A 26,020-nucleotide genomic window follows, 5' to 3' on the forward strand; every position below is an offset into this window, starting at 1 on the left:
CATTTAAAAAATTATTTATCTATATTAAATCCTTTTAGTAGATCCGCAAACGCATTATTAAGCGGTTCTGCTTCTTTTTCTTGCTGTTTCATGTATTTTTGTACACTACGCTTATCTACTTTGCCACCGCCTTCTTTTTTACGACGGGCTTCAAATGCAGATAACTTCTCACGATAGCCACATTTACATACGAAGATTTGGCCATCACCTTCACCACGAAGTTCTAGCTTTTTCTTACATTGTGGGCAACGTGCGTTTGTGACGCGTGATACGTTTTTACGATGTCCACAATCACGGTCTTGGCAGACAAGCATTTTACCTTTTTTACCGTTGACTTCAAGCATTGGCTTGCCGCAATCAGGACATGATTTTGTTGAGATATTGTCATGCTTATATTTTTTATCACTTGCTTTAATTTCAGCGACTATTTCTTTCGTGTGCTGTTTCATTTCATTGATGAACACGTCTTTTTTCAACTTACCTTTTGAAATTAACTCAAGCTTTTGCTCCCACTCGGCTGTTGTTGCAGGAGAACGTAATTCTTCAGGCACTAAGTCAAGTAATTGACGACCTTTAGATGTAATGTAAATTTCTTTGCCGCCACGTTTTTCGATTAAGAATGAATTAAAGAGCTTCTCAATAATATCTGCTCGTGTTGCAACTGTCCCTAACCCGCCTGTTGATTTCAACGTATCAACAAGCTTCTTGTCGTTCGTTTCCATATACTTCGTAGGATTTTCCATAGCTGATAGTAATGTTGCCTCTGTAAAACGTGCTGGTGGCTTTGTTTGACCACATGTTTGGGCAATTAGCTTTGTTTTTAACACTTGTCCTTGTTCTAAACGAGGAAGCAGTTGCTCTTTGACATCATCTGTTGATTCTTCATCATCAAAACGATTTTGATATACTTCTTTCCAACCAGCAATAGTGACTGTTTTCCCTTTGGCAATAAATTTCTCATTACCAATTTGTGCTTGTACTGTTAATTGCTCGTATTCTTGTGCTGGAAATAATACAGCTAAAAATCGTTTTACTACTAAATCATATATTTTACGCTCTTTATCATTGAATGCAGAAAAGTTCACATAGCCCTCAGTTGGAATAATGGCATGGTGATCAGATACTTTACTGTCATCTACAAAGGATTTATTCGCTTTAATCGGCTTTGTTAAAATTTTATTCGCGAATGTACGATATTCACCGATACCACATGCTTTTAGACGCTCAGGTAATGTGCCGACAATATCAGATGATAAGTAGCGAGAATCTGTACGAGGGTACGTCAGCACTTTATGAGATTCATATAGCTTTTGCATAATATTTAATGTTTCTTTTGCAGAATAACCAAATAATTTATTGGCATCTCGCTGTAATTCCGTTAGATCATAAAGACCTGGGGCAAATGATTTTTTAGGCTTGCGATCAACTGAAGCAATTTTTGCATCTTGATTGCCTAGTGCTTTAACAATAGCGTCAATTTTTTCTTTATTGAAGCTACGTGAATTACCATTTGCATCTTGCCATGTAAGCTTTAATGAATCTGTTTGTGCTTCAATACCGTAATACGTTTGTGGCTTGAAGTTTTTAATTTCATCTTCGCGTGCAGCAATAATCGCAACAGTTGGAGTTTGAACACGGCCACAGTTCAGCTGTGCATTAAATCTTGTCGTTAATGCTCGTGTCGCGTTTAATCCGATATACCAATCCGCTTCAGAACGAGCAACCGCAGCAGCATATAAATTATCGTAGTTTTTCCCCGGTTTTAAATTAGCAAACCCTTCTTTGATCGCTTTATCTGTAACAGATGAAATCCATAAACGTTTAATTGGCTTTTTCACATTAGCTTTATCAATAATCCATCGAGCAACTAATTCCCCTTCACGCCCAGCATCAGTAGCCACAATGATTTCATTGACATCATTACGAGTTAACTGTGATTTGACTGCATTATATTGCTTACCTGTTTGCTTCATCACGACTAGCTTCATTCGTTCTGGCAACATTGGAAGGTCTTCTAAATTCCATGTTTTATATTTATTATCGTAGGCTTCTGGATCAGCTAATGTCACTAAATGACCTAATGCCCAAGTAACTATATATTTGTCACCTTCTAAAAATCCGTTTCCTTTTTTATTACATTTCAAAACATTTGCTATATCACGTGCAACTGAAGGTTTTTCAGCAATAACTACACTTTTAACCATATATTTTCGTACTCCTTTACTAACTATGTACTGTCTAATATACCATAAGTTCGGGGCAGAAATTATTTAGAGCCATCTACTTAGTCTTCATAATAGTCATTGGCAGAGAAATGATTAGGTAGTGATGAAATCTGATCAGGTAGACAACTAATGTAAAGAGCAAATTCACAATTAGCGTGAATTTGCTCTTCTTTTCTATGTTTCAAAAAATGTTTACGATGAACTGCATACTCAAACTCTCAAAACATATGTTGAGTTAACAGAATGTTCACAAATTCGAAAGGGGATGAATTAATGGATGCTCGAACTTTCAGACCGCGGAATGTGATTTGTATGACAATTATTGTTTTTGTATCGGTGTTAATTGGTTACGGTATATATATAAATTTTATTGATGTTCCCTTCCCATGACAATCTTACTTCTTTAACTGACTTAACAAGTGTTTTCGGTTATCTAGTATGCGCTGATCTTTTGGCTTAAATTTTCTTGCTACTTCATTATGCTGGTATGCATTTTCATAGAGACGTAAGCGATTATATAGCAAACTTAACTGTAAATGCGGAAGCCATGTGGAGTATGCATGCTTGTGAACAGCCATTGTCTGCTCTATAGGTTGCTGTAATGCTTGTGAATACCAGTATATAGCCTCTCTATTTTTCATTTGCTCCATAAAAAAATGACCGATTCGACAGCATGTTTCTGGTCTTGGTCGATCATATAATAATGATTGTAAAATAGCTTGTGTTGCTTGTTTAGCATCGTGTAGCTGTTGGTAGCAATCCGCTAAATTTAAGCAAGCTTGAATATTCTCATCATCAGTGCCTTTTGTGGAATCTAGAAAAATATTATATTGATTGATTGCTTCTAAAAATCGCTGTTGAATCTTTAGCTCATTTGCGTAATGAAATGTTTCTCTAGCTGAAAATGGGTGCCCTTCTTTCTTCAAACGCTCATAAATATTAATATTGCGATGAATATCACTTTTTCTTGGCAAATGTGTAACTGCTATATCGCTATGATAGAGCTGGCCTGTTATATCTAAATACTCATGGACGGCACCCCGCCACTGAAAATTACGTTCACGTTTTACGAGACGAAATCTTTTTTCACTTGATTCTACACAGCCATCAGCATCCAGCGTTAAATAATAATCCATTGAAACAGCATCGACATTAGGATAAAAAAGCGATTGTTTAAGTTGTAGGAACTTTTGCTGATGTTCTGTTGTGATCACATCATCTGCATCGAGCCATAAAATAAAATCTTTCGTTGCTTGCTGAAAGGAAAAGTTACGAGCTTTGGCAAAGTCATCACACCAGGTAAAGTCGAAAATTCGAGAGGTATAGTTTCGGACGATATCTTTTGTACGATCAGTTGAGCCTGTATCAATAATATTGATTTCATCCACTAAATGTTGAACGGAGTCTAGGCATCTTTCTATAATACATTCTTCATTTTTGACAATCATACATAAACTAATCGTAAACATCAGTCCCCTCCTTTTTTGTAATAATATATGCAAGCTTATAAATTTATCGAGGTCTTTTACCATTTTATTGCCTTACTTTTTGAATTTATCACTCAACTTTTTGAATTTATCACTCAACTTTTTGAATTTATCACCTAACTTTTTGAATTTATCACCCAACTTTTATAATTTATCACCTAACTTTTTGTATTTATCACCCAACTTTTATAATTTATCACCTAACTTTTTGTATTTATCACCCAACTTTTGTGTTTTATCGACAAACACCTCAAAAAGCACAAAAAAACGAACGCTGCACACGTTCGTTTCTTTCTTATAAGTATTGTTCACGCCATTGTAGTTGTTCTTTTTCTGTAAGCTGTTGTTCTAGGTGCAAATCCCATTGATTTAAGAGCGCATTCCATATACGAACGAACAAAATATCTTGTTCTTTATCGTGAAGGACAAATTCAAAGCATGGGATATCATTAATTTGTTTAGCGTCTGTTTGAACAATTTTTGAAATTAATTTTTGAGATGCCCCAACTCCAGCTTTTTCTTCATCCTCTTGCTGTAACGCTTCTATTAACAGTGCTTCTTCGAAATCCTCCTGCTTCTCCGCCTCTTCATCCACATAGCGATAGAGCTCTGGTAGATCGTCGTATTCTTCAATATTGTCCTCGTCAACAGCAAGAAATGCAAGATGGCATGGACTATAGTAAAGGTTGGACATTTCTACATCTAGCTCCTCTTCAAAGATGCCACGTTCCAGTTGCTGCTGTCCCTTAGATGTTAGTCTATAAAAGCCATCCGTTTGCTCAATAAGACTTACTCGAGACATTAAAGATACTAGATCCTCAATAAATAAAGGGTCGACTAGCAATAACTCACTTAATTCCTGAGCGTTTGCAAAATCCGCTTCCTGTATACTCATTAACAGCATTGTCATCAGGACATCCATAGTAGAACGACGAACTGGCTCATAGGTCACTTCTACCGTTCGAATCGGGATGCTCCATTCATCGGTTTTGACGATTTTAACATTCCGATTTTGCTGAATTTCTCGCATTAAGCGCTGCTGTAATTTTGACAATCTACATCACCTGTCCTTCATGATTACGCAAGCCGTTATAGGATTTCACTGTCTCTAACAGATTGCTGTACATCTCTCGTGTATCTGGATGCTTCGCCCGTTTGGCAAACATCTCAGCACTTCCGACAAGTAGTAATAGCTCTCGTGCACGAGATAAGGCAACGTTTAAGCGGCGATAATCTCTTGCAAAGCCAACGTCTCCCCCTTTAGGCGTATTACGTACCATACTAACTAATATGACGTCCATCTCCATACCTTGGAACTTATCGACTGTCCCGGTTCTAAATTGAAGATGTGGTAGCTGTAATTCCTGTTGCAGAAGGCGATTAATTTTCTTTACCTGCTCCCCGTAGAAGCTTATAACCCCAACACTTTTTTGTGCATCCTGAGGTATGCGTCCCGCTGCTTTAGCTTCAATAACAGCCTTATTCATATCTATTAAAATGCGTCGAATTGTTTGTAATTCACCCTCATTGTAACGACTTGTTCCGCCCTTTACCTGCTCCTCTAAATAAGGTTTTTCGGTTGGTATATCAACCCATAGCAAATGATCATCACGATTCACAAATTGTCCTTCTAGACAATGGTCTCGTGCTGCATCTGAATCAGGTAAACCACATTGCAGACCATTTTCCTCTTTCGCGTAAAACGGTGTAATACTGTGCATAATTTTCTCATGCATTCGGTATTGCAATGCAAGCATTTGCTTATGTGTTTGCGGCAAATTATTAAATAAACGCTCAAACAGAGATTCACGCAGTAAATTTTTTAATTCTTGCGCGCCGTCAAAGTTTGGATTTTCATCGAGCATTGCTTTTAACGTTTCCTCCAACGTATCGTCTCCAAGTAGTGGAGGTAGCTGATGATGATCGCCTACTAAAATAACTTTTTTACCCTTAAGCATTGGTAATAATAGCTCTGGTGGTGTTGCCTTTGATACTTCATCAATAATGACAACATCAAACGTCGGGTAGTTTTCCATAAATTCTTTACTTGCTGAAGCGACACATGTTGTACCGATAACATTCGCATGACGCACATATAATTTACGAATTTCATCTAAATCATATTCAGTAGCATTTTGCAGCTTGTCACGCCATTGCTCTTGTAATTTTTTTCGAAGAGGTAGCTGCTGTTCCTTACGCTGTAATTCCAAAATTGCTGTCTTCGAGGATGCAATTGCTTCCTCTACTTCCTCGTAAGTGCGCTCCGGTGTTGATTGAAGAAGCTTTGTACAAGCTGTGAGCTGCTTCTCCTTCTTTAATCCAGTTATATTAATTTCTTTAATATTTTCATCTAATTGTGATAGCTGTTGTTCAATCTCTTGTAAGCTAGTCTGCGCTGTTTGAAGTGCTGCTCTCTTTGGTAGGAGTTGTGTATTTGCATGCTGTACTGCCTCAAGCTGTTGACGTGCTGTTTGAAGAGAAGATTTCGATTGTGATACAAGCATTTTTAAATGCTCTACAGACTCTTCTGGCTCAGCATCAATTTGGAATGTCTCAGCTAGCTGCTGAAGTCGTTCTGTATGCTGTAAAAATGGCTGCAATTGTCGCTGTAAGCTTTGAACGTCGAAGCTTGTAATCGCACACTCTTGATGTAATAAACCACCAATACCTTTACGCAAGGACTCAAACTCTTGATCTTTATGATCTTGTTGTTGTTTGAGAGCTACACCTTTTTGCCAGACAAAATCACGACGCATATATAATCCGAGCAAGAAACTCTCAATTTGCTCGGTAGGTGGCGTTTGATCATCTTGAAAGGCTGTATTGAGCTGGGCAAAAACACCTGTTAGATTTTGCAACGAAAACGATTGAACTGACTGCACTCTACTTTTAGCAAGGGCACGTTCTTTTTCTTCATAAGATACCAACGACTCAAGCTTTGCGATAGCTTTTTGTAAACGTGAATTGATGGTAGCCCATGCCTCTAAATCTTTGGCATCCTCTAAATGCTGCAAACGACTAATCTGCTGTGACAGCACATAGGATGGGCGAATTTGATAATGTTGTAAAAATCGTTGGATTCGCTCATAGGACGTTAAATTACTGACATATTGTTCGGCTTCCTTCATTAATCGAAGACGATTATTTTCCTCTTCATATTTCGATTGGATATCTTTGAACTGCATTTCTAGATGCTGCTTTTGCTCTTGTAGCTCTTTATATTGAGCAGCCGCTTCCAATTGCTCAATTTTTTGGGTAGTTTCTTCTATAGTAAGCTTTAGCTGCTCGATAGATGGGCTTTCAGCAAGTGTTTGCTCAAGCGACTTTACAGCAGGCTCGATTTGCGCCAGCTGTTTTTCGTAATGCCCTTTATGTGCTTCGCTCTCCTGCTGCTCAGCTTTTGCAGCCTTTAATTCTTTCTTTAACGCTTGTATTTCCTGCTGTAAAATTGGCTCGTCAATAGCTGCCTGTTCTTTTGCAGCTATTTCCTTTGTTAACTCCTCAAGCCATGCCTCAAGCTTTTCTAGCTCTTCTTCAGCCTTGCTAATACTTGATTTTAGTTCTTGTTCACGTTCTGTAAAGGCTGTAATTTCCTCTTCGATCGCTGCGAGAGTTTGCTCACGCCAGTGAAGCGCAACATTTTCCTCAATAAACTTTTTACCCTCTTCTTCAATGCTTTCTGTTCTACCGTAGCGTAAAATTCGAATTTCTTGATTGGAAAGAAGTCGTCCTAAAGCATTATCCACGGCTAAATTTGATTGCGAAGCTACGAGTGTTTTTAAGCCAGCCTTGACATTTTGCTGACAAATTTCAGAAATAACGGTTGTCTTCCCTGTGCCAGGAGGTCCTTGAATTACATACAAGTCTTCAACAGACAATGCTCCTAAAACAGCCCGCCTTTGATATTCGTTTAAATTATTGTGAAAAACAATATCCTCTCGAAGCTTTGCTGTTCGGACAGTTGGACGTTTTTCAAATAATATTGTCTCTAAATTAGGGTTAACTGCCTCGCCTTTTTCAAGCTTTGTAAAACCATTGCGTAAACGTCTAATTTGACTCAATGTCGCAAAATTACTAAAGCTCGCTTGCTTTGAGCGAAGGTTAAGTTGATCTTTACGTGCTAAATCCTGCACAAAAGGTTTTAAGTCAATTTCTATTGTCTGCTTTCCTGCATTAGCCTTTAAAACTTGTCCAATTTCACCGCGTACCCCTTGAATGTTCACACTTAACCCTTCAAGCTTCTTCCATTCCTTCGATTTTATATAAGGGCAGACAATTGTCAGCCTAGTAAAATCTTCATTAAAATAGCTTTGCTTAAACTCTGTATGAATATCATCTACGGTCGCATCGCGTTCTTGAATTTTTAAATAGCCTTCCCAGCTCGAGATACGCTTTTTCACATATTCTGTGCGCTCTTCAGCTATCGGTAGCTCTCTTATTTTTTTATGAAGATCGAGTGGAATCCCTGCTCCATTGTTAGGTCTTGTAACAAAGTGTAATGCTGCTGGTAAGCGTCGGTTTGTATTGATTGGACCTCGCATATGTACAAAACGAATATTTGTAGCTAGCAATCCTTCAACCTTTAGCACACAATCCATAATGGCTGTTTTCTCAGCAAGGACGTCGGTTAACTTTTCATTTTGCTCCGCATTAAAATAAATCGATAAAAATGTTTCACCAACTGTTTTTGCTTTGCGCTTTTCGATATAGACGGTAAATGTATTTTGTAAGGCAAAAAAGGCATGCTCATTTGCTGAGCATTCCTCTACCGCTTCCTTCGCCTTATTAGTCAATATTAGACTACAGCGTTGTTTTTCTAGTATAGCGATGTCCTGCATGAGCAGCCCTCCCTTCCGTTTCACTAAAATTCTATTTTATCACATCGTAAAAGGATTCTTGAAAAGAAAAATCCCCTGCACAGTGATTTCCTTCCACTGCACAAGGGATGAATTTTATTTTAATGTTGATCAATCGGTTCTTTCGGCAATGTTTTGCTCATTTCACAATACTGCACAAAAACACGAGCCAATTCACGTAAACGATTATGAACATCTTCGTCGACAATATTATTATCTGCATCAAAGTGAGATGTGTGTGTGTATACATAGTTCGGAGTTACAAGTGCACGGAAGTAGTCTAAAATTGGTTTCAACTGATTTTCTACTACTAAATGGTGCTGATACGTACCACCATTTGCCACGATCGATACTGGCTTATAACGCATTGTTTTCGGATGCAAGAAGTCAAATGCATTTTTTAAAACGCCTGGAATTGATGCTTGGAAGATCGGTGTAGCGATAATATACGCATCCGCTTCCTCGAACTTTTGAATCATTTCCTTCATGTCATCATTTAACGGTGAACCGTCTACAATTTGATGCTTATATTGACTAAAATGCATAATTTCTAACTCGAAACTTGCATCTAATTCTTTAATATATTGCTCCACTTGCTCTAAAATAGCACCAGTTTTACGACCAAACATCGTGCCATCAACGAGTAAAATTTTCATTTTCACTTTGCCTCCACATTCATTTCTACAATAATATTGTAACAAATGAAAAGAGGCACGGAAAGAATTGTAGTGGCTAAAACTATAAATTCAGTCTTTAGGCGGAACGGAGTCTACACAGTAAATTTTGCTTTAGAAAAAACTTTGGCATGTGGATTACTTGTTATTAAAATAATATTCGACTTATAACGTGGAGTTGTTGATTTCCGTTCCGGCTGGGCGCTTTGTGCTGTCGCTTCGCTTTCGCACAGATAAAACATTTGTAGCTGTCGCTTTGCTTTCGCTACAGAAAACATTTGCCGCTGACGCTTCGCTTTCGCGCAGAGCAGAGCTTCCTGGGGGCGTCCGATGAGCCGCTTTTGTTGATGCCGCTGCGTTAGCACTACGCTTTCGCACAGAAAACATCCGCTTCGCTGCAGGGTCTCGGGCCAACACGATGTTGGTCACGAAGGCGTTATCACAGGATGTGATGGTTTTAGCCTTCGTTCCTCTATCGCTGATCCCCAAGGAGTCGCCCAGCCTCCACTCCAATCAACTTATCTGCATTAAATACATTTAACTTCTTTTAGAAAGTGTTTTATGTAACTTAAGTGAAAAAGCAGTTACAATTACTTTTTGTAGCGAAAGCAAACCTTCAGCTATAAATGTCTATTGTACCGAAAGCCTAGCGACAGGTACAGAAGTCTCCCATCTTTATAGGTGGTGAGATGAATGCTAGTATCGTACAAAAAACAACTGTTGGCCTAAAGTCTCTGGTGGGTGTCATGGAATCATGCAAAGGCATAATTGATTAAAGATAATTCCTAATTTCAGTGATGGACCTTTATTTATCCTCACGACGTTGGAATTTTACTTCTTTATCAACAACGGTTTCCTCTATTTTATATTTATCTCGATTAATCACGACTTCACGATTTACTTTATCGCCTTCATCGCCAAAACCAGATAACCTGCGCTTATCCCAATTAAATAATTGCTCCCTTGAAACATTCCCATACTGCTTTTCAGGGAAATCTAACTTAGCCAATTCCTGAGATTGATAAATTGTAACTGGCTGTTTATTGCCGTCCAGCGCAATAACTATCATCGCCTTCGCAACCTGGGAAGCTTCTATAGCTCTTGAACGCTTTAATGGTCCAACTAATAACGGCTTTACTAGCTTTAAAACTTTCTCTCCCGCCTTTTCACCTAGGCGAAATTCCTCTCTCTCCCCAACAAGTAAAGATGGGCGAATAATTGAAAGTCTCTGTAAGCCTAGCTCCATAAGGTCATGTTCAAGCTTTCCTTTCACTCGATTATAGTAAAATGGAGAACTTTCATTTGCTCCCATTGCTGTAATGACCAGCATATGTGCGATTCCTCGTTTTTTAGCTAATGAGGCAATCGTTAGCGGATATTCAAAATCAACTTTCTCAAATTCCTCACGAGATCCTGCCTTTTTAATCGTTGTTCCTAAACAACAATAAAGCTCATGTGCAAATTCGATATCTTTTTCCTCTAAAGTATCAAAATTACGGATTTTCACCTCTAGCTTTGGATGTGTATATGCCGGTGCTCTTCGTGCAATAACCGTAACTGAAACATATTCATCATTTTCACATAATTGTTCTACAAGAGAGGTACCTGTTAATCCAGTAGCCCCTACAACAATCGCTGCGCGCATTCCCATTGGTTGTACCCCCTTCTATGCTTATTTGCTCCAGAGGTCACAGTGCCGGAACAAAAGTTTTGCTGAAAAACTGCAAAAACCCTATGTATCTTCTTGCAAACTCTACTTTATTTATCGGTCAAAGAAAGAGCTCTTACTCATTTAATTTTAGGTTTTTATCAATTATTCCACGGTTAAATTGATTTAATAATCCTATTTTTTACACATACTTGCCCATCATTCACCATAGTTTAAATAGACGGATGAAAGGATGGGATACATTTGCAAAACGAAACTCAAGCAATGGAACTAAAAAAGACGATTGTTTTCATTATTGAAAGCTGTATTGATAAAGGGCTGTATCCTTTTGAACGGGTTGCAACGCTGGCAAAGCTACTTACAAATGAACAAGTTTTCATATTTGTAAAAACCCCTTCAAATGATGGGATTCAAATTTTAATGAATGAAAACCTCTCGCCAATCTTATTTGAACATTTCGATGAGCTACCTAAGCAAATGAAAGGTATTCAGCCTGATTTAATTGTAAGAGATGGCCGTAACTCAGAAAGCTGGCAAGTACAAAATTTACGACCATTCTGCAAAACAATTATTCATTTTGATGATTTGGGTGAGGGTGGCCAAGCCTGTGACTGTGTATTGCTAGCACTCTATCAAGAAGTTAAAGATTATTTACCATCTCATTATATTGGTGGTAGTTTCAACTTCGCATTACCACAAGCTTTTCAAAATTTTGATGATAGACCAGACAGTAAAATACCTGAAAACCCACCTCATATCGTTGTTGCTTTTGAGGATGGGGACGAGCATAACTTAACCTACCGTACTCTTCGACACTTAACGCAGCTACAAATCCCACTACAAATTACAGTTATGATTGATGATAGCTATCGACACGCAACAGATGATTTGCAAATGATGGTGCTTAGTCGTCGTAACACTGCCATTCTTCGTGATAAAAACGCACTCCTAAAACTATTACCAAAAGCAGATGTTATTATTTGTAATGCTAACTATACACCTTATAAAATCGCCTCTTATGGTGTACCTTGTATTACTCTTGCACAAACTGAGGCTGAGCTACTACATGCCTTCCCTCGCGAACAGAACGGCTTTATTCACCTTGGACTAGGTCGCAAAATGAAGCAATCACAAATTCAAAACGCTGTCATGGAATTTTTATTACATGAGGCCCGAAGCGAACGAGCTGTTAAAAAACAGCGACAGCTCAATCTAGTAAGTAACAATGAAGCACTACAGTCATTGCTTTTAGATTTCGCTCACGATCGACATAATATCGCTTCTACTTAGTGATTCTTTGAAGGTGGATATGATACAATATAGAAGAATTTTTCACTTTCGCTTATCTTTCATTATAAGAAGTGAATTCAAGCAACATAAGTACCCGATTGATATTAACTAATAAGCGGTGGGGGATAAAAAAACCTCCATCGCTTTTACACGCATTCGTTATAAAAAATATACACATAAAGGAGCAACTATCATGCCATCAAAAAGTGATATTGAATATCAAATTAGAGAGCTAAAAATGGATTATATGAATTTACAAGGCGACATTGAGAAGCTTGAATCTACAGGTCATAATGATCAAGTAGCAAAAGCAGAGCAACGCCTTGCAAATATGGAAGCAACGCTAGCGGAATTAAATAAACAATTAGCAGAACTATAACTTTAATGCCTCCAAACGTAAGTTATGCCGAGGCAATTGATTAATACTATTATCAAGCGGTCATAAAAAAGTTTAGCCGCTATTTCGGAGGAACATATATGGCAATATTAACAGTTGAAAATTTAGGTCATTCTTTCGGTGACCGCACGCTTTTTAAAGACGTCTCTTTTCGTCTAGTTGAAGGTGATCATATTGGTCTTGTAGGTGCAAACGGTGTTGGTAAGTCAACATTAATGGGTATCATTACGGGTCAAGCAATCCACGATACTGGGAAGGTTGAATGGCTTCCAGGAACGCATTATGGTTATTTAGATCAACACACTGTGTTGACAGCTGGTCGAACTATGCGTGATGCATTACGTGACGCCTTTCTTCCTTTATACAAGAAAGAAGAAGAGCTTAATGAAATTACAGGAAAAATGGCTGAAGCAACACCTGAAGAATTAGAAGTTTTACTAGAGCAAATGGCCGAGGCGCAAGATGCTTTGGATGCTGGAGATTTCTATTCTCTTGATATGAAAATTGAAGAGGTTGCACGCGGTCTTGGTCTTGATGCAATCGGCTTAGAACGTGATGTTGCTGCTCTTTCCGGTGGTCAACGTACAAAGGTTTTACTAGCTAAGCTATTACTTGAAAAACCAAAAGTATTATTACTAGATGAGCCGACCAACTATCTTGATGAAGAGCATATTACATGGTTGAAAAACTATTTAAAGAACTATCCACATGCTTTCTTATTAATTTCGCATGATACAGAGTTTATGAATGAAACAGTGGATGTTATCTTCCAACTAGAATTCTCAAAATTAACTCGTTATACAGCGACATATGAAAAGTTTTTAGAGCTTGCTGAAATCAACAAGCGCCAGCATATCGATGCCTATGAAAAACAACAGGAATTCATTAAAAAACAAGAAGATTTCATCGCGAAAAATAAAGCTCGCTACTCAACTACTGGCCGTGCAAAATCTCGCGCCAAGCAGCTTGACCGCTTAGAGCGTATCGATCGCCCTGAAACAGCTGTAAAGCCTGAATTTGGCTTTAAAGAGGCACGTTCTTCAAGTCGTTATGTAGTAGAAGCTGAAAACTTAGTCATTGGTTACGACAAGGAGAAGCCACTCCTTCCTCCTCTTACATTTGCTATTGAACGTGGAGAAAAAATTGCTCTAGTTGGTATGAACGGTGTCGGTAAATCAACATTGTTAAAAACGATGCTAGGTAAAATAAATCCGCTAGATGGAAAAGTAATTCGTGGTGACTATCTTTACCCATCTTACTTCGAACAAGAAGTAAAAGCAGAAAAAATTACGCCAATTGACGATGTATGGAATGCCTTCCCTTCTATGGAGCAAGCACAAGTACGTGCAGCATTAGCGCGTGCAGGTCTAAAAACGGAGCATATTACTCGCCCACTTAATTCTTTATCTGGTGGTGAGCAAGCAAAGGTTCGTTTATGTAAGCTCATGATGGATGAAGCAAACTGGCTTGTATTTGACGAACCGACAAACCACTTGGATGTCGATGCAAAGGATGAGCTAAAACGTGCCATGAAAGAATTTAAAGGCACAATCGTACTAGTAAGCCATGAACCTGATTTCTATGAAGGTTTAGCAACAAAAGTTTGGAATGTCCAAGACTGGTTTACTACAGGACAACAAAGTTAAAAATATATATCAATATGGGCAGTTACCGTTGTGATTGATGGATCACTCGGGGCTGCCCTCTTTTTGTGCTTAAAAAAAGAGATTGGGTAGCATTAATTTGGCGGTTCTATGGCCTACCTGGCAGTTACTTGGCCTACCTGAGCAGTTTTTCGATCTACCCGAGCAGTTTCCTGGATTACCCGATTAGTTCTCTGACCCACCCGAGCAGTTTCCTGGATTACCCGATCAGTTTTCTGACCTACCTGAGCAGTTCCTTTACTTACCCGATCAGTTCTCTGACCTACCTGAGCAGTTCCTTTACTTACCCGATCGGATCTCCAACTTGCCCGATTGGTTCTCCAACCTACCCGATCAGTTCTCTGGCCTACCTGAGCAGTTTCCCCTACCTAGCCAAGCTTTTGAAAGCAATATTCTTCTCAACCTCAAATAAAAATTTATTTATCTATGCATAAAAATCTGCATTAAATCATATTAATAATCAGTGGATTAACAATATATCTATCTTCTTTAAATCTGACTATTTCTCTCTATATTAGAACAGCTCTCTTTATGCTCTGAGCTTCTATTATTAATATTGAGTAAACTTACATCATTGTAAGCTGAATTTGCGAAACTTTTCGCTCTTTTGTGCGTATATCTTAGTGTAGAAAAAAATTCACTTCTGTTTAAAAATTTTCAAATAACTATTGATTTATATATAGCTTACTAGTAAGATATATGTATAACCTAATTAACTTACTAATAAGATATATATTAAATATAATCCTAAAAAAGAAAGCGGGGAATGAAGAATGACAGTTACAATTTATTCACAAGCGAGCTGTTCTTCATCCAGAAAAGCATTAAAATGGTTAAAAGATCACAAAATCGAATATAAAGAAAAACGTATTACTTCACATCCACTAACACTTGCTGAATTTAAAGAAATTTTAAGCATGACGGAAGATGGAACAGACGAAATTATCGCAACTAACTCAAATGATTTTAAAAATTTAAATGTAGATATCGATCAGCTCTCTATTCAAGAGTTGTTTGCAATCATCCAGGCTCACCCAAGAATGTTACGTAGCCCTATCTTAATTGATGAAAAACGAATTCAAGTTGGGTACAATGAGATGGACATCCGTCGTTTTATTCCACGTAAAGTACGTGCATATGAGTTAAACGCGATGACAAGATTGGCACAAGAAAGTTAAAACAGTTTTGGAGTTGACCTTATATGGATCAAGAAAAACAAATAGCCATTACCTCATTGTTTGAAGTAGTATCTTCCATTGAACGTAAGTGGGCAAACGAGTGGAATAATCATAATGTACTCGGCTTTTCAAAATCCCATATTTTAATTTTAGACTACTTATCGCAGGAGGGACCAAAACGCCCTTCTGCTATTGCTGAACGGTTAAAAGTGACAACAGGTGGTGTCACTGTTTTAACAAGTAAGCTCATTAATGCTGGCTTTATTGAAAAAACACAGCATGCAACAGATCGACGAGCATCCCAATTGAAAATTACAACTGATGGCGAAGATATTTTAGAAGAATCTCGTCAGCAAGTTAGCGCAATTATACAAAATATGTTTGGTATGCTATCAGCAGATGAAGTACAAACATTACGTGATATTTTTGCAAAATTACTCAATGCTGAACCTAATCGATATGAGTAAACGCTTCATTTTCACACCGTAAAAAGTTAGACATGCATCTAACTTTTTACGGTGTTTTTCTTTTTGTGCGAGTGTTAAAAGACTGCCCTGCCTCACCCTAAAACTATGTTTGGCGCTTTCACTTCTTCTGGAATACCACATTCATAAAGTTTCCCAGCTCTTAATTTCACAAATTCCTCCTTCGCTTTTTTAATAACCTCTGGATCTAGTAAGGAATTAAGTGCAGCCCCTGCCATCGCTTTTGCCGCATAATGCATCCCCTTCATACCAAGCGAAGATCCAAAAGCAGCAGTTGCTTGCCAAGTATGCACTTGGACCCCATATGGAGCACAAGTTGTAAATACCTGACCAAGTGGCGCAATCCACGAAACGTCCCCTAAATCACTAGAACCTTGCATGGATTGGCGAAAAGTTTGTGGAAAATGTAATACCTGTTCCACCAATACCTCTTTACTTATTTCATTTGGTACAAAAGATTGTTGGGCAGTTCCTGCAAGAACAGAAGAATCTAATGAGGCCTGTAGCGACTTTGCAAAAGTAAGCTCGTCCTCTGTAAAGGATAGTGGCGGTAGATCGTCCCACGCCGCCAACATTTGCTCATTCAAAGTGAGATTCGGTAATGTATCGTAACACCCTGCCTTCAGCTCCCAATGTACTTCAGTTTCTGTCATCATCGCAGCCCCTTTTGCAACCTTAATCAGTCTGCGTTCTAAATCTTTGACAGCATCACGATTTGCACCGCGTAGATAATAATAGACACTTGCTTTATCAGGAACAATATTCGGCGCTAAGCCACCATTTGTAATTTGATAATGAATACGAGAACCATCTGGCACGTGCTCCCGTAAATAATTGGCTCCGACATTCGTCAATTCAACAGCATCAAGCGCACTTCTCCCTAAATGTGGCGCACTTGCAGCATGTGCTGTCCGACCTGAGAAATAAAATTCAATGCCAGTGAGTGCTTGCATAGAGAAGTTCGCTGTCATGTTAAACGTCCATGGATGCCACGTATAAACAACATCTAAATCATCAAAAACACCAGCACGTGCCATATACGATTTTCCAGACAACAATTCCTCTGCTGGGCATCCATAATAGCGAATCGTTCCTTGTAAATTGTTAAGTTCCATCACTTCTTTTAAGGCAACTACAGCTTCTACTCCAGCCGTTCCTAATAAATTGTGGCCGCAGCCATGCCCAGGTGCTCCCTCCTCTACTGGCGAATAGAGTGAACTAACTTGCTGCGATAACCCCGGAAGCGCATCAAACTCTCCTAAAAACCCAATAATCGGACTACCCGACCCCCACTGTGCATAAAAGGCAGTTTGTACATCACCAATCGGCGTAACAATTTCAAATCCTTTTTCTTTCAGAAAATCTTGTTGCAGCGAAGACGCAAATGTTTCTTCATAACCTAACTGTGGATTGTCCCAAATTTGTTTTGCCATACGACTAAATGTTTCTTCATTTTTTTGCATCCAATCAAATAATTGCTTCTTCATAGTTCGTATCCCTCCACAGATTTTATATTTGTCTGTTGCTGATGATTAACCGGTAAAGTAACAGCAATTACAGCAGCGATTACACACATAATGGCTAAAAATATAAATGATGTTTTAAAAGAACCACCTGATACATTAATTAAATAACCCATAATTGTTGGCGAAATTATCCCGGCTGCTTGACCACCAAAATTTACGATGCCAAAAGCTGTTCCAACATTTTGTTGATTGACAACACGGTGTGGCGTTGTAAATATAAACGAGGCCATAAAAGATACAAATATAAAGGCAATTGATTGATACGTAATAGCTAGTGCTGCAGAAGCGGCTGTAGACATGAGATATAAACAGACAGCTAGGACAACTGCTCCAAAAATTACGCCATATTTTGAACGTCCCCCTAACTTTGTGATGATTCGCCCGCTAATAATCATTCCAATCGTAGCGAAAATTGCTGGTATAGCAGAAATGAATCCAACATTTTTTAAATCTAAACCATGCACTTGCATTAAATATGTTGGCATCCATGAGTTTAATCCCCAGTTTGCAATATTAATAAAAAAGAAAACTAGAAGTACACGCATTAAATAAGTATTTTTTAAGACTTTCCTAAAAGAGCCTTTCTCTTTGTTTTCCTTTCGCTCCTCAGATATAAATGTTTGTGCATTTTTCGTACTCCACAAAAGGGCGATCACAAAAATAATTCCTAAACCAGAAATTAAGAAAAATACATTGCGCCAATCCATTACCAATAACAGAGGAGCACAAATAATAGGAGCGATAGCACCACCTATCATATTGGATGACATCATTGTCGATTGAGCCTTTGTACGTTGTTCTTTCTGAAAATATATAGAGATTGCTTTCGTACTTGCGGCAGGATATCCACCTTCCCCAATACCAAATAAAAATCGAATTAAGAGCAATGAAGTTAGTGACCAAGCTAGCCCTGTGAACGCAGTGAAAACTGACCAAAAAATAACTGCACCAATTAATAATTTAATCGTTCCGTACTTATCCGTTAGCCATCCACCAGGAATTTGCATCGCAGCATATCCAAAGAAGAACGCACTTAACACAAATCCCAGCTCAGTTGCTGAAAAGGACAAATCTTTGCCAATACTAATTAAAGCTAGACTAATAGCGGTCCTGTCAATGTAAGAAACCATCCATCCAAAGAATAAAACACCTAAAATTAAATTACTGCGTTTCTTCAGTTCGACATTCATAAATCCACCCCTTTCGATAAATTATCTAAATATTAAGAAAAACGAAGGACGAAATCATTAGAATATCTTACAATGTTTATAAAAGTTCATTAGAATATATTCTGAAATTTAGGGAATGGAGTCGAAATAACGATGTCTCTAGGGGAACATGAAGAAATTATATTGAACGATGACAATTGTAGCTTTTATATTTATAGCGCAACGAAGGAATGGTCTTTATTTTCTGGTCGGCCTTGTGATATAAATCCCGATCTTAAAGGAATACATTGGGATAAACAAAGCTTCAGTGCAACGTTATACATACTGGAGCCAAATGAGTATATTGTACAAGGGATCATATTTGGAGATTTTACATGCTATGATGAACAATTTTTAGTTTGGCAGCTAGAAAAGACATTTTATCAGAAAATCCTTATACGTCAGCGTGAGCAAAAACTAGCAATTATACAGCTCATGGGAGCGATGAATTCAACTTTGAAATTAAAAACACTTTTGCAAACTATCATGGATTTTGCCATTTTAGCTATTCCAGAAATTGATCGTGGATTTTTAATGTTATTCAACCATGAAATGAAGCGTTTATATACAGTAGCTAGTGCGGGTGTGACTGAGCGTATTTTTGATTATGCTCCCCAATTAGGTGAGGGAATGGCAGGTTATACATTCCAAACAGGCGTACCAGGCATTTACAATTATCGAGAAACAATGGAGATCATGAGGAATGTCTCAAAATTTAATCTAGACGCTTTAATGGAAGCCGTACATATAGGAAAAATCGAGAATAATACATCGATGGCTGTTCCTATTACTTTTAATGAAAGAAAACTAGGTATAATGATTGTCCATCAATATACAAATAAACGCGCTTTTCAACGAAGTGATTTAAGACTCCTCGAAAGCTTCGCATCGCAGGCGGCAGTTGCTATAAGAAATGCTGAAGCCTATGAAGAAATAGAACGGTTAAATGCTTATTTTGTAAAGCAACATGAAATTCATCAAATCTTTATTAGACTATCCTTACAAAATGCCAAAGAAATAAAAATCATTCAAACAACCAAGGAATTATTACAATTAGACGTTCAATATGTAAATTTAGCAGATCGTAAAACATTTTTACAGCTTGCAGAGATGGACAAGCTTGCAACAATTAACAAAGAACAATTAATTGATATAGGTTATGTTTTTCCAATTAGAAATGAAAAAGAAACTTTTGGTTATTTAATTATTCAGGAATTGGAGCATTTAACGAGTCAGCAACGTATGATTATTGAAAATGCGTCGATGAGTTTAACGTTAAAATCATTACAAATACAGGCTGCTGGACAAACAAATTTTAAAGAACGTTTCGAGCTTTTCCAACAACTTATCTCAGGACGCGCCCCTCTCATTGATTCTCGTTATGATGAATTAGGACTTGATATTAAGAGGCCAACATTCGTCGTAAAATTTAGGCTGAAACAATTTTCTCATAAAAATAGTATGCAATTTATTCAACATGTTCAGCAGTATTTTAAAGGCCAGAATTTTATATTTACACAGCGTGAAACAGTCGTTTGGGTACTACAAGGAGATATAGCGTTTCGTCAAAAAATAAAACAACAATTAACACAGGCAATCATTAGTTGGGTTCAGTTTTATCATCAACAGGTTGCAATTGGCATAGGAGCTGTACAGGATCACCTACTAAAGGTCGCTCAGAGTGCAGAAGAAAGTAAGCAAGCTCTCCGGCATGCTTTGCGCCACACAAAAAATGAAGATGAAGTAACAATTTTTTGCTATGAGGAGTTAGGTATTAATCGATTATTCAGCAAGCAAAGCGAGGAAGAGCTTGGACAATTTGTCCATGATATATTAGCTCCATTATACAAACAAAAGGATGAATCTTTACTTGAAACACTTCGTTGTTACATTCATCAAAATCGTTCTATTTCGAAGACAGCTTCCGCCTTACACATTCATCAAAATACGCTCTACCATCGACTTGAAAAAATTGAGCAATTATTAGATCGAGATTTACACAATCCCGCACATTATTTAGAAATTCATTTAGCCCTTCATTTAACTGAATGAGAATTAAAATCGATTTTTCCAACGATGTTCAAGGTTTTATCAGCGATACCCTCTGTTCTCCAGACGACAAATTATCCATACAAAAAAAAGATGCATCGCAAAATAATTTTTGCAATGCATCTTTACTTGGATTGGCCGAGCGAATACTTCCGTCTAAGTAATTATGCTAGTGTGACCAATGCATTTAATTATGCTGGCAGCACAGACTCTACTATGGATGCATCGGCCATTAGCATTTCTTTTAAACGAGCCTTTGCACGGAATAAACGAGATTTCACAGTACCAATTGACACTTTCATAATTGAAGAGATTTCTGCAAGTGAAAATTGGTCTATGTAGAAATACCATAATGTTTTACTATAGATTGTATCTAATTGACCCATTTTATCCTGTACTAATTTAGTAACAATATCTTTTTCAATTTTTTCTTCTGTTGAAATGTCATTGTTGGGAACCAAATCTAATATCGGTACGTCTAATGTTTCAGGTTGGTTCATCATGTATTTACTGCGTCGTGTTGTTTTACGATAGCGATCTCTAAATGTATTCATTGTAATTGTTGTAAGCCAAGCTTTAATATGTTCCACCTCGGCAACGCTATCCTCATAGCGCACAACTTTTACCCATACTTCTTGCATTAAATCTTCAGCTTCTACATTATTGCGAGTAAGTTTTAAACATAAGTGGTATATGTAACGATTGAATTCCTCATATACGCCTTCTAATTTTTCATTCATTGTGTATTCCTCCGCTTCTTGTTCTTGCTTCTATACACATTCTCGCAAAATAATGTATTACACTCTATCGTATTGGCTTTCAATTACATTACAATCGTGTAAGCTTAAATGCTTTCACTTGTAATATTCGTAAATAATGTTTTATTACTATACTTATTTTTCGAATGAAAGCTTCAAAACACACCTCTCGCACTACTTTTTTATTGTGTTTTCAATAGTATTCCCTTTAATTACCTAAAAATAGTATCGCCATCCCCCACAACAATTCAGAGTTAGTCATTTCAACAGCCCCAATCGAAAAGCAGAAGCGACAACCTGTGTACGATTCTTGGCTTTTATCTTTGTCATTAGACTACTGACATAATCTCTTACTGTATGCTCACTTAAAAACAGTAAGCTACCTATTTTTTTATTGTCATACCCTTCTGCTAATAAGCCCAAAATCATAGCTTCCCTTTCCGTTAAGTGAAGTTCAGAGGAGTTCTCCACTTTTTCACCTTTTCTTGATAAAAATAACCCCAAGCGTTTCCCAACTTGTTCAAGTAACTGCAATTGATCTTTAGTGCAATCAAACTCTTCACCTAGCTGATCAAATGTCAGCCACCCAAACAATTGGTCATCATGAATAATCGGTATAAAGATAATAGAGGACAAGTTAAATAATTTTATATGCTCTTCTTTCACATAATTTTTAGGGTCTTTTAAATAAATTGGTTTCTTTGAACCAAAAACTAAATGTTGTTCAGTGATCTGTCCCTTCATGCTCTGTACTTTTGAAAGCTCCGCCCCAATGACCCCGTAGAATTGATTTGACCATGGGACATATGCATAAAAGACACATCTTTTATATTGAAAATACTCTTCACATTTTTTTAATATATAGGCTAAATCTTGATATCCAGAGCAACGAATCAGTAGCTTATTAAGTTGATCTAACAATAGAAGATTTTTCAGTTCCAAACTTTCATGTGATTTGAACTTTGTCTTATGATCTTCCTCATATTTGTTATAACTTTGAACAAGATAAGTAAACATCGATAGTAAATACATTAATATGCCGTTCATCCGGCTATGCTTCTGTTGAATCATAAAGGTAATCAAGGCCTTCTCAAAAATTAATTGAAACAGGTTAAAGCTTCTCACATCTATAATAGATAATTGTGATTGAAGCCACGTATCTAAATAACCTCTATCTGCTTCATTTATATCTTCAATATCAATATTAGTTAACAGAAGAATAAACGAATCCAACAGTAACGTAGTCCTTTTTCGATCTGACTCAGAAATAGAAGGCTCTAGATTAAGATAGATATTTATATTTTCTTCTAGCTGTTTGCTATAGATTTTAATGAACAAGGCGAATTCTTGGAATATAACTTCTTCATATGAATGGGTCATAAAAAATCCTGCTCCTTCACAATCAATTACCCTATAAATGGACGATATTTACTCAATATTATACAGCATCTTATAGGATAGTATTTCAGAACGAAACGGGTATGATGGAAGTATCACTAAATCTTGTGAATCCTAAAATGAAGGGCATGTGGTTGATATGAGATTAGAGAACAAAGTAGCCATTATCACAGGTGGAGGTACAGGAATCGGCAAAGAGACTGCACTTTTATTTGCTAAAGAAGGAGCAAAAGTAGTTATTACGGACATTAACGAGCAATCAGGAAGTGCGGCAGTAAAGGATATCCAAGCAATTGGTGGAGAAGCTCTTTTCGTACATCATGACGTCAGCAATGAAGATGATTGGAAAAAGGTTGCTGATGAAACAATCAATACTTTTGGCAAAGTTGATGTTCTATTTAACAATGCTGGTATTTATATTATTAAACCTCTAGCAGAAATTGAATTAGCCGAATGGAATCGTTTAATGTCCATTAATGTGACAGGTGTATTCCTTGGAATGAAACATATTATGCCACTAATGGCTAAACAAAATAAAGGCTCTGTCATTAATGCATCATCTATAGCAGGTTTAACTGGAGCTGCTGGACATGTTTTATATGGAGCTAGTAAAGGTGCAGTTCGTATTATGACAAAGGATGCTGCAATGGAATATGCCTCTGCTGGTGTTAGAGTAAACTCTATTCATCCAGGCTACATCGATACTAGAATGGCAGACTATGCATCAGAAACAACTGGTAACTCAAAAGAACAATTAGGTAAAAATCTCTTCCCATTAGGACGTTTAGGCTCAGTCAACGAAGTGGCTAAGATGGTATTGTTTTTAGCCTCTGATGAATCTTCTTTCTCAACAGGTGCCGAATTCGTCATTGATGGTGGAGCAACAGCAAAATAAAAGGCGGGATTAAATATGAAACTAAAAGATAAAGTAGCGATTGTAACAGGTGGCGCAAGTGGCATTGGTGAAGCGACTGTTCGCCTATTTGTTGAAGAAGGAGCAAAAGTAGTCATTGCAGATTTTTCAGATCGTGGACAAAGCATCTCAGAAGAATTAAATAGCAATGGATATGATACTCTTTTCGTCAAAACAGATGTAACAAAAGAAGAAGACATCCAAAACATGATTAATGAAACGGTCAATAAATACGGTAAGCTAGATGTTATGTATGCAAACGCTGGTGTAGCTGATGATGCTCCAGCACATGAACTATCCTACGAAAAATGGAAAAGAACAATTGATATTAATTTGTCAGGTGTATTTCTTTCTGATAAATATGCCATTGAACAGTTTCTTAAACAAGGTACAGGCGGTGTTATCGTTAACGCTGGTTCCATTCATAGTTTCGTTTCCTTACCGGCACCAACAGCCTACTCCTCTGCAAAAGGTGGCGTAAAACTGTTAACACAAAACTTATGTACTGCTTATGCAAAAGAAGGCATTCGTGTTAATGCCGTATGTCCGGGATACATTGACACTCCCCTACTCTCTGAAGTAGATGCTCAAAAGAAAGAATATTTAGCTTCACTTCATCCACAGGGCAGACTTGGTAAACCAGAGGAAATAGCAAAAGCAGTGCTATTTTTAGCTAGCGATGATGCAAGCTTTGTCAATGGTACTACCCTTCTTGTTGATGGCGGCTATACAGCTCAATAATCTACCCCATTTGGCAATTGCTTCTGTGCGAAAGCGTAGCGGCAGCAACAAATGTTTTCTGTGCGAAAGCGTAGCGACAGCAACAAAAATTACGCCCAGGCGAAATCTATTTATTTCATGGTCTGTATTCGGTAATTTACCGAGTTCAGACCATTTTTTTCTAATCAAAATCCAAAAAATGTTATATGATAAATGAAATACTATAAAAGGAGCTGGCTATATTATGATCTTTTCACCATTATTTGAACATGATGTACCTGAAGTTATTCTCCCTTAACGGAGAATCATCATTTCTCCGTTAAGGATAGGCATTGTCTAGAGATAACGGAGGGGAAAAAATGAAAAAAACCTTATTAGGTTCCTTATATTTATCACTTGCTGCTAGCATTTGGGGCGGCATGTATGTAGTAGTTAAAGTAGTTGTCGATATCGTACCACCTTTAGAATTAGTATGGCTACGCTATATGATTGCAATTATTGCATTGTTCATCATCGGCATTATTACAAAACAATCGTGGCGAATTGATAAACGGGACTGGCTGTTAATCTTTATGATTGGGCTAATTGGGAATACGATTTCTATCGTTGCCCAAGAGATAGGTACTATGCTGTCTACTGCTCAAATGGGAGCCATCATTACTGCAACAACACCGGCATTTATGGTTGTTTTTGCGAGGTTCATTTTAAAAGAAAAAATCACTTTAAAAAAAGCTGTTTCTATTATTCTAGCGACATTTGGAGTCTATATGATCGTCGGTAGTGCACATATCGATTCCTCACATCAATTAGGCGGAGTTGCGCTACTAATCGCTGCCCTAACCTGGTCACTGATGTCCGTCCTTATTAAACGGGTACCAGAGCAATATTCACAAATCGTTGTCACTAGCTACGGAACACTTGTCGCTATCATTGTCTTAACACCCTTAGCTATCCCACGATTAAAAATTTTAGACTTCTACGCAATGGTAGAACCATCAATCTGGGGTGGCTTACTATACTTAGGCGTTATCTCTACAGCGTGTGGCTTCTTACTTTGGAATCGTGGATTACAGATGCTCAATGCCGCAAGCGGTGGTTTATTTTTCTTCTTTCAACCAATCGTCGGCACCTTCCTAGGATGGCTATTACTAGGCGAACAAATCGGCATATCCTTTTGGGTTGGAACTGTATTAATCTTTAGTGGCGTACTATTGGTTATTCGAGAATAAACATACTAAAAGCTGAATGATTTTGATCATTCAGCTTTTCATTGGAATTTATTTACTTAATGAGGTTCAGTTCAAACGATTGGGCCACTCCTTCGTGACCAACACGCTTTGGCTCGCTTCGCTTTCAAACATAAACCCCTATTGCCCCAAGCCCCCAAGTTATGTAACCCCTATTTCTTCAAATACCTCGTATACCATAAAAAATTTAGCTACAATGAGTGACCCTCACCTTACAGGAAGCATTATATTTAAAACTATGAAAATGGCGTAAAAAAATCACCTTGTTGTAGAATG

At 37.6% G+C, this 26,020-nt stretch carries 19 protein-coding genes; 9 read left to right on the forward strand and 10 right to left on the reverse strand.

Annotation, left to right across the window (positions count from 1 at the left end; genetic code table 11):
• Positions 1 to 11: 11 nt before the first annotated feature.
• The 6 genes from JNUCC51_RS09235 to JNUCC51_RS09260 form a co-directional block, all read right to left on the reverse strand.
• Complete coding sequence (locus JNUCC51_RS09235) at positions 12 to 2,204, reverse strand: DNA topoisomerase III (RefSeq protein WP_337991739.1); 2,193 nt, start codon at positions 2,202 to 2,204, stop codon at positions 12 to 14.
• 416 nt (positions 2,205 to 2,620) lie between these two features.
• The gene (locus tag JNUCC51_RS09240; RefSeq protein WP_337991740.1) at positions 2,621 to 3,694 is read right to left on the reverse strand and encodes a glycosyltransferase family 2 protein; all 1,074 of its coding nucleotides are present in this window, start codon (positions 3,692 to 3,694) and stop codon (positions 2,621 to 2,623) included.
• 313 nt (positions 3,695 to 4,007) lie between these two features.
• The gene (locus JNUCC51_RS09245) at positions 4,008 to 4,766 is read right to left on the reverse strand and encodes a hypothetical protein (RefSeq protein WP_337991741.1); all 759 of its coding nucleotides are present in this window, start codon (positions 4,764 to 4,766) and stop codon (positions 4,008 to 4,010) included.
• Between the two features lies 1 nt (position 4,767).
• On the reverse strand, positions 4,768 to 8,550 hold the full coding sequence (locus JNUCC51_RS09250; protein WP_337991742.1) for a DEAD/DEAH box helicase: 3,783 nt from the start codon (positions 8,548 to 8,550) through the stop codon (positions 4,768 to 4,770).
• 119 nt (positions 8,551 to 8,669) lie between these two features.
• Positions 8,670 to 9,224: an NADPH-dependent FMN reductase gene (locus tag JNUCC51_RS09255; RefSeq protein WP_049667893.1), complete on the reverse strand. Its 555-nt coding sequence runs from the start codon at positions 9,222 to 9,224 to the stop codon at positions 8,670 to 8,672.
• Between the two features lie 823 nt (positions 9,225 to 10,047).
• The gene (locus JNUCC51_RS09260) at positions 10,048 to 10,893 is read right to left on the reverse strand and encodes an NAD(P)H-binding protein (protein ID WP_337991743.1); all 846 of its coding nucleotides are present in this window, start codon (positions 10,891 to 10,893) and stop codon (positions 10,048 to 10,050) included.
• A 261-nt stretch (positions 10,894 to 11,154) separates the two neighbouring features.
• On the opposite strand from JNUCC51_RS09260, the gene JNUCC51_RS09265 reads away from it, so the two are divergent.
• From JNUCC51_RS09265 to JNUCC51_RS09285, 5 genes are all read left to right on the forward strand, one after another.
• A complete protein-coding gene (locus tag JNUCC51_RS09265; protein WP_337991744.1) occupies positions 11,155 to 12,201 on the forward strand; it encodes a PseG/SpsG family protein in 1,047 nt (348 codons plus the stop codon).
• A gap of 193 nt (positions 12,202 to 12,394) precedes the next feature.
• A complete protein-coding gene (locus JNUCC51_RS09270; RefSeq protein WP_049667890.1) occupies positions 12,395 to 12,580 on the forward strand; it encodes an SE1832 family protein in 186 nt (61 codons plus the stop codon).
• Between the two features lie 98 nt (positions 12,581 to 12,678).
• Positions 12,679 to 14,244: an ABC-F family ATP-binding cassette domain-containing protein gene (locus JNUCC51_RS09275; protein ID WP_337991745.1), complete on the forward strand. Its 1,566-nt coding sequence runs from the start codon at positions 12,679 to 12,681 to the stop codon at positions 14,242 to 14,244.
• Between the two features lie 791 nt (positions 14,245 to 15,035).
• Entirely contained in the window at positions 15,036 to 15,440 is a 405-nt protein-coding gene (gene spx / locus JNUCC51_RS09280; protein ID WP_049667887.1) for a transcriptional regulator Spx, read from the forward strand.
• A gap of 23 nt (positions 15,441 to 15,463) precedes the next feature.
• The gene (locus JNUCC51_RS09285) at positions 15,464 to 15,907 is read left to right on the forward strand and encodes a MarR family winged helix-turn-helix transcriptional regulator (RefSeq protein ID WP_049667886.1); all 444 of its coding nucleotides are present in this window, start codon (positions 15,464 to 15,466) and stop codon (positions 15,905 to 15,907) included.
• A 92-nt stretch (positions 15,908 to 15,999) separates the two neighbouring features.
• Here the strand turns inward: JNUCC51_RS09285 and JNUCC51_RS09290 are convergent, their stop codons facing one another.
• Both JNUCC51_RS09290 and JNUCC51_RS09295 read right to left on the reverse strand, forming a co-directional pair.
• Positions 16,000 to 17,412, reverse strand: a complete 1,413-nt coding sequence (locus JNUCC51_RS09290; RefSeq protein ID WP_337991746.1) for an amidohydrolase — start codon at positions 17,410 to 17,412, stop codon at positions 16,000 to 16,002.
• Positions 17,409 to 18,641, reverse strand: a complete 1,233-nt coding sequence (locus tag JNUCC51_RS09295; RefSeq protein WP_337991747.1) for an MFS transporter — start codon at positions 18,639 to 18,641, stop codon at positions 17,409 to 17,411. The genes JNUCC51_RS09290 and JNUCC51_RS09295 overlap by 4 nt, the downstream gene beginning before the upstream one ends.
• Positions 18,642 to 18,773: 132 nt before the next feature.
• On the opposite strand from JNUCC51_RS09295, the gene JNUCC51_RS09300 reads away from it, so the two are divergent.
• Positions 18,774 to 20,711, forward strand: a complete 1,938-nt coding sequence (locus JNUCC51_RS09300; RefSeq protein ID WP_337991748.1) for a helix-turn-helix domain-containing protein — start codon at positions 18,774 to 18,776, stop codon at positions 20,709 to 20,711.
• Between the two features lie 188 nt (positions 20,712 to 20,899).
• On the opposite strand, the gene JNUCC51_RS09305 is transcribed toward JNUCC51_RS09300, so the two are convergent.
• Both JNUCC51_RS09305 and JNUCC51_RS09310 read right to left on the reverse strand, forming a co-directional pair.
• Positions 20,900 to 21,448, reverse strand: a complete 549-nt coding sequence (locus JNUCC51_RS09305; protein WP_337991749.1) for an RNA polymerase sigma factor — start codon at positions 21,446 to 21,448, stop codon at positions 20,900 to 20,902.
• A 276-nt stretch (positions 21,449 to 21,724) separates the two neighbouring features.
• Positions 21,725 to 22,846, reverse strand: coding sequence for a LuxR C-terminal-related transcriptional regulator (locus tag JNUCC51_RS09310; RefSeq protein WP_337991750.1), 1,122 nt, complete (start codon positions 22,844 to 22,846; stop codon positions 21,725 to 21,727).
• A gap of 157 nt (positions 22,847 to 23,003) precedes the next feature.
• Here JNUCC51_RS09310 and JNUCC51_RS09315 point away from each other — a divergent pair, with 157 nt between their 5' ends.
• The 3 genes from JNUCC51_RS09315 (at position 23,004) to JNUCC51_RS09325 (ending at position 25,726) form a co-directional block, all read left to right on the forward strand.
• Positions 23,004 to 23,759, forward strand: coding sequence for an SDR family NAD(P)-dependent oxidoreductase (locus JNUCC51_RS09315; protein WP_337991751.1), 756 nt, complete (start codon positions 23,004 to 23,006; stop codon positions 23,757 to 23,759).
• Positions 23,760 to 23,774: 15 nt separating this feature from the next.
• Positions 23,775 to 24,518 carry an SDR family NAD(P)-dependent oxidoreductase gene (locus tag JNUCC51_RS09320; protein WP_268635977.1) on the forward strand — a complete coding sequence of 248 codons (744 nt, stop codon included), beginning with the start codon at positions 23,775 to 23,777 and terminating at the stop codon, positions 24,516 to 24,518.
• Positions 24,519 to 24,856: 338 nt separating this feature from the next.
• Positions 24,857 to 25,726 carry a DMT family transporter gene (locus JNUCC51_RS09325; RefSeq protein WP_337991752.1) on the forward strand — a complete coding sequence of 290 codons (870 nt, stop codon included), beginning with the start codon at positions 24,857 to 24,859 and terminating at the stop codon, positions 25,724 to 25,726.
• Positions 25,727 to 26,020: the final 294 nt, after the last annotated feature.

This window comes from Lysinibacillus sp. JNUCC 51, assembly GCF_015999525.1.
Lineage (GTDB): Bacteria > Bacillota > Bacilli > Bacillales_A > Planococcaceae > Lysinibacillus > Lysinibacillus xylanilyticus.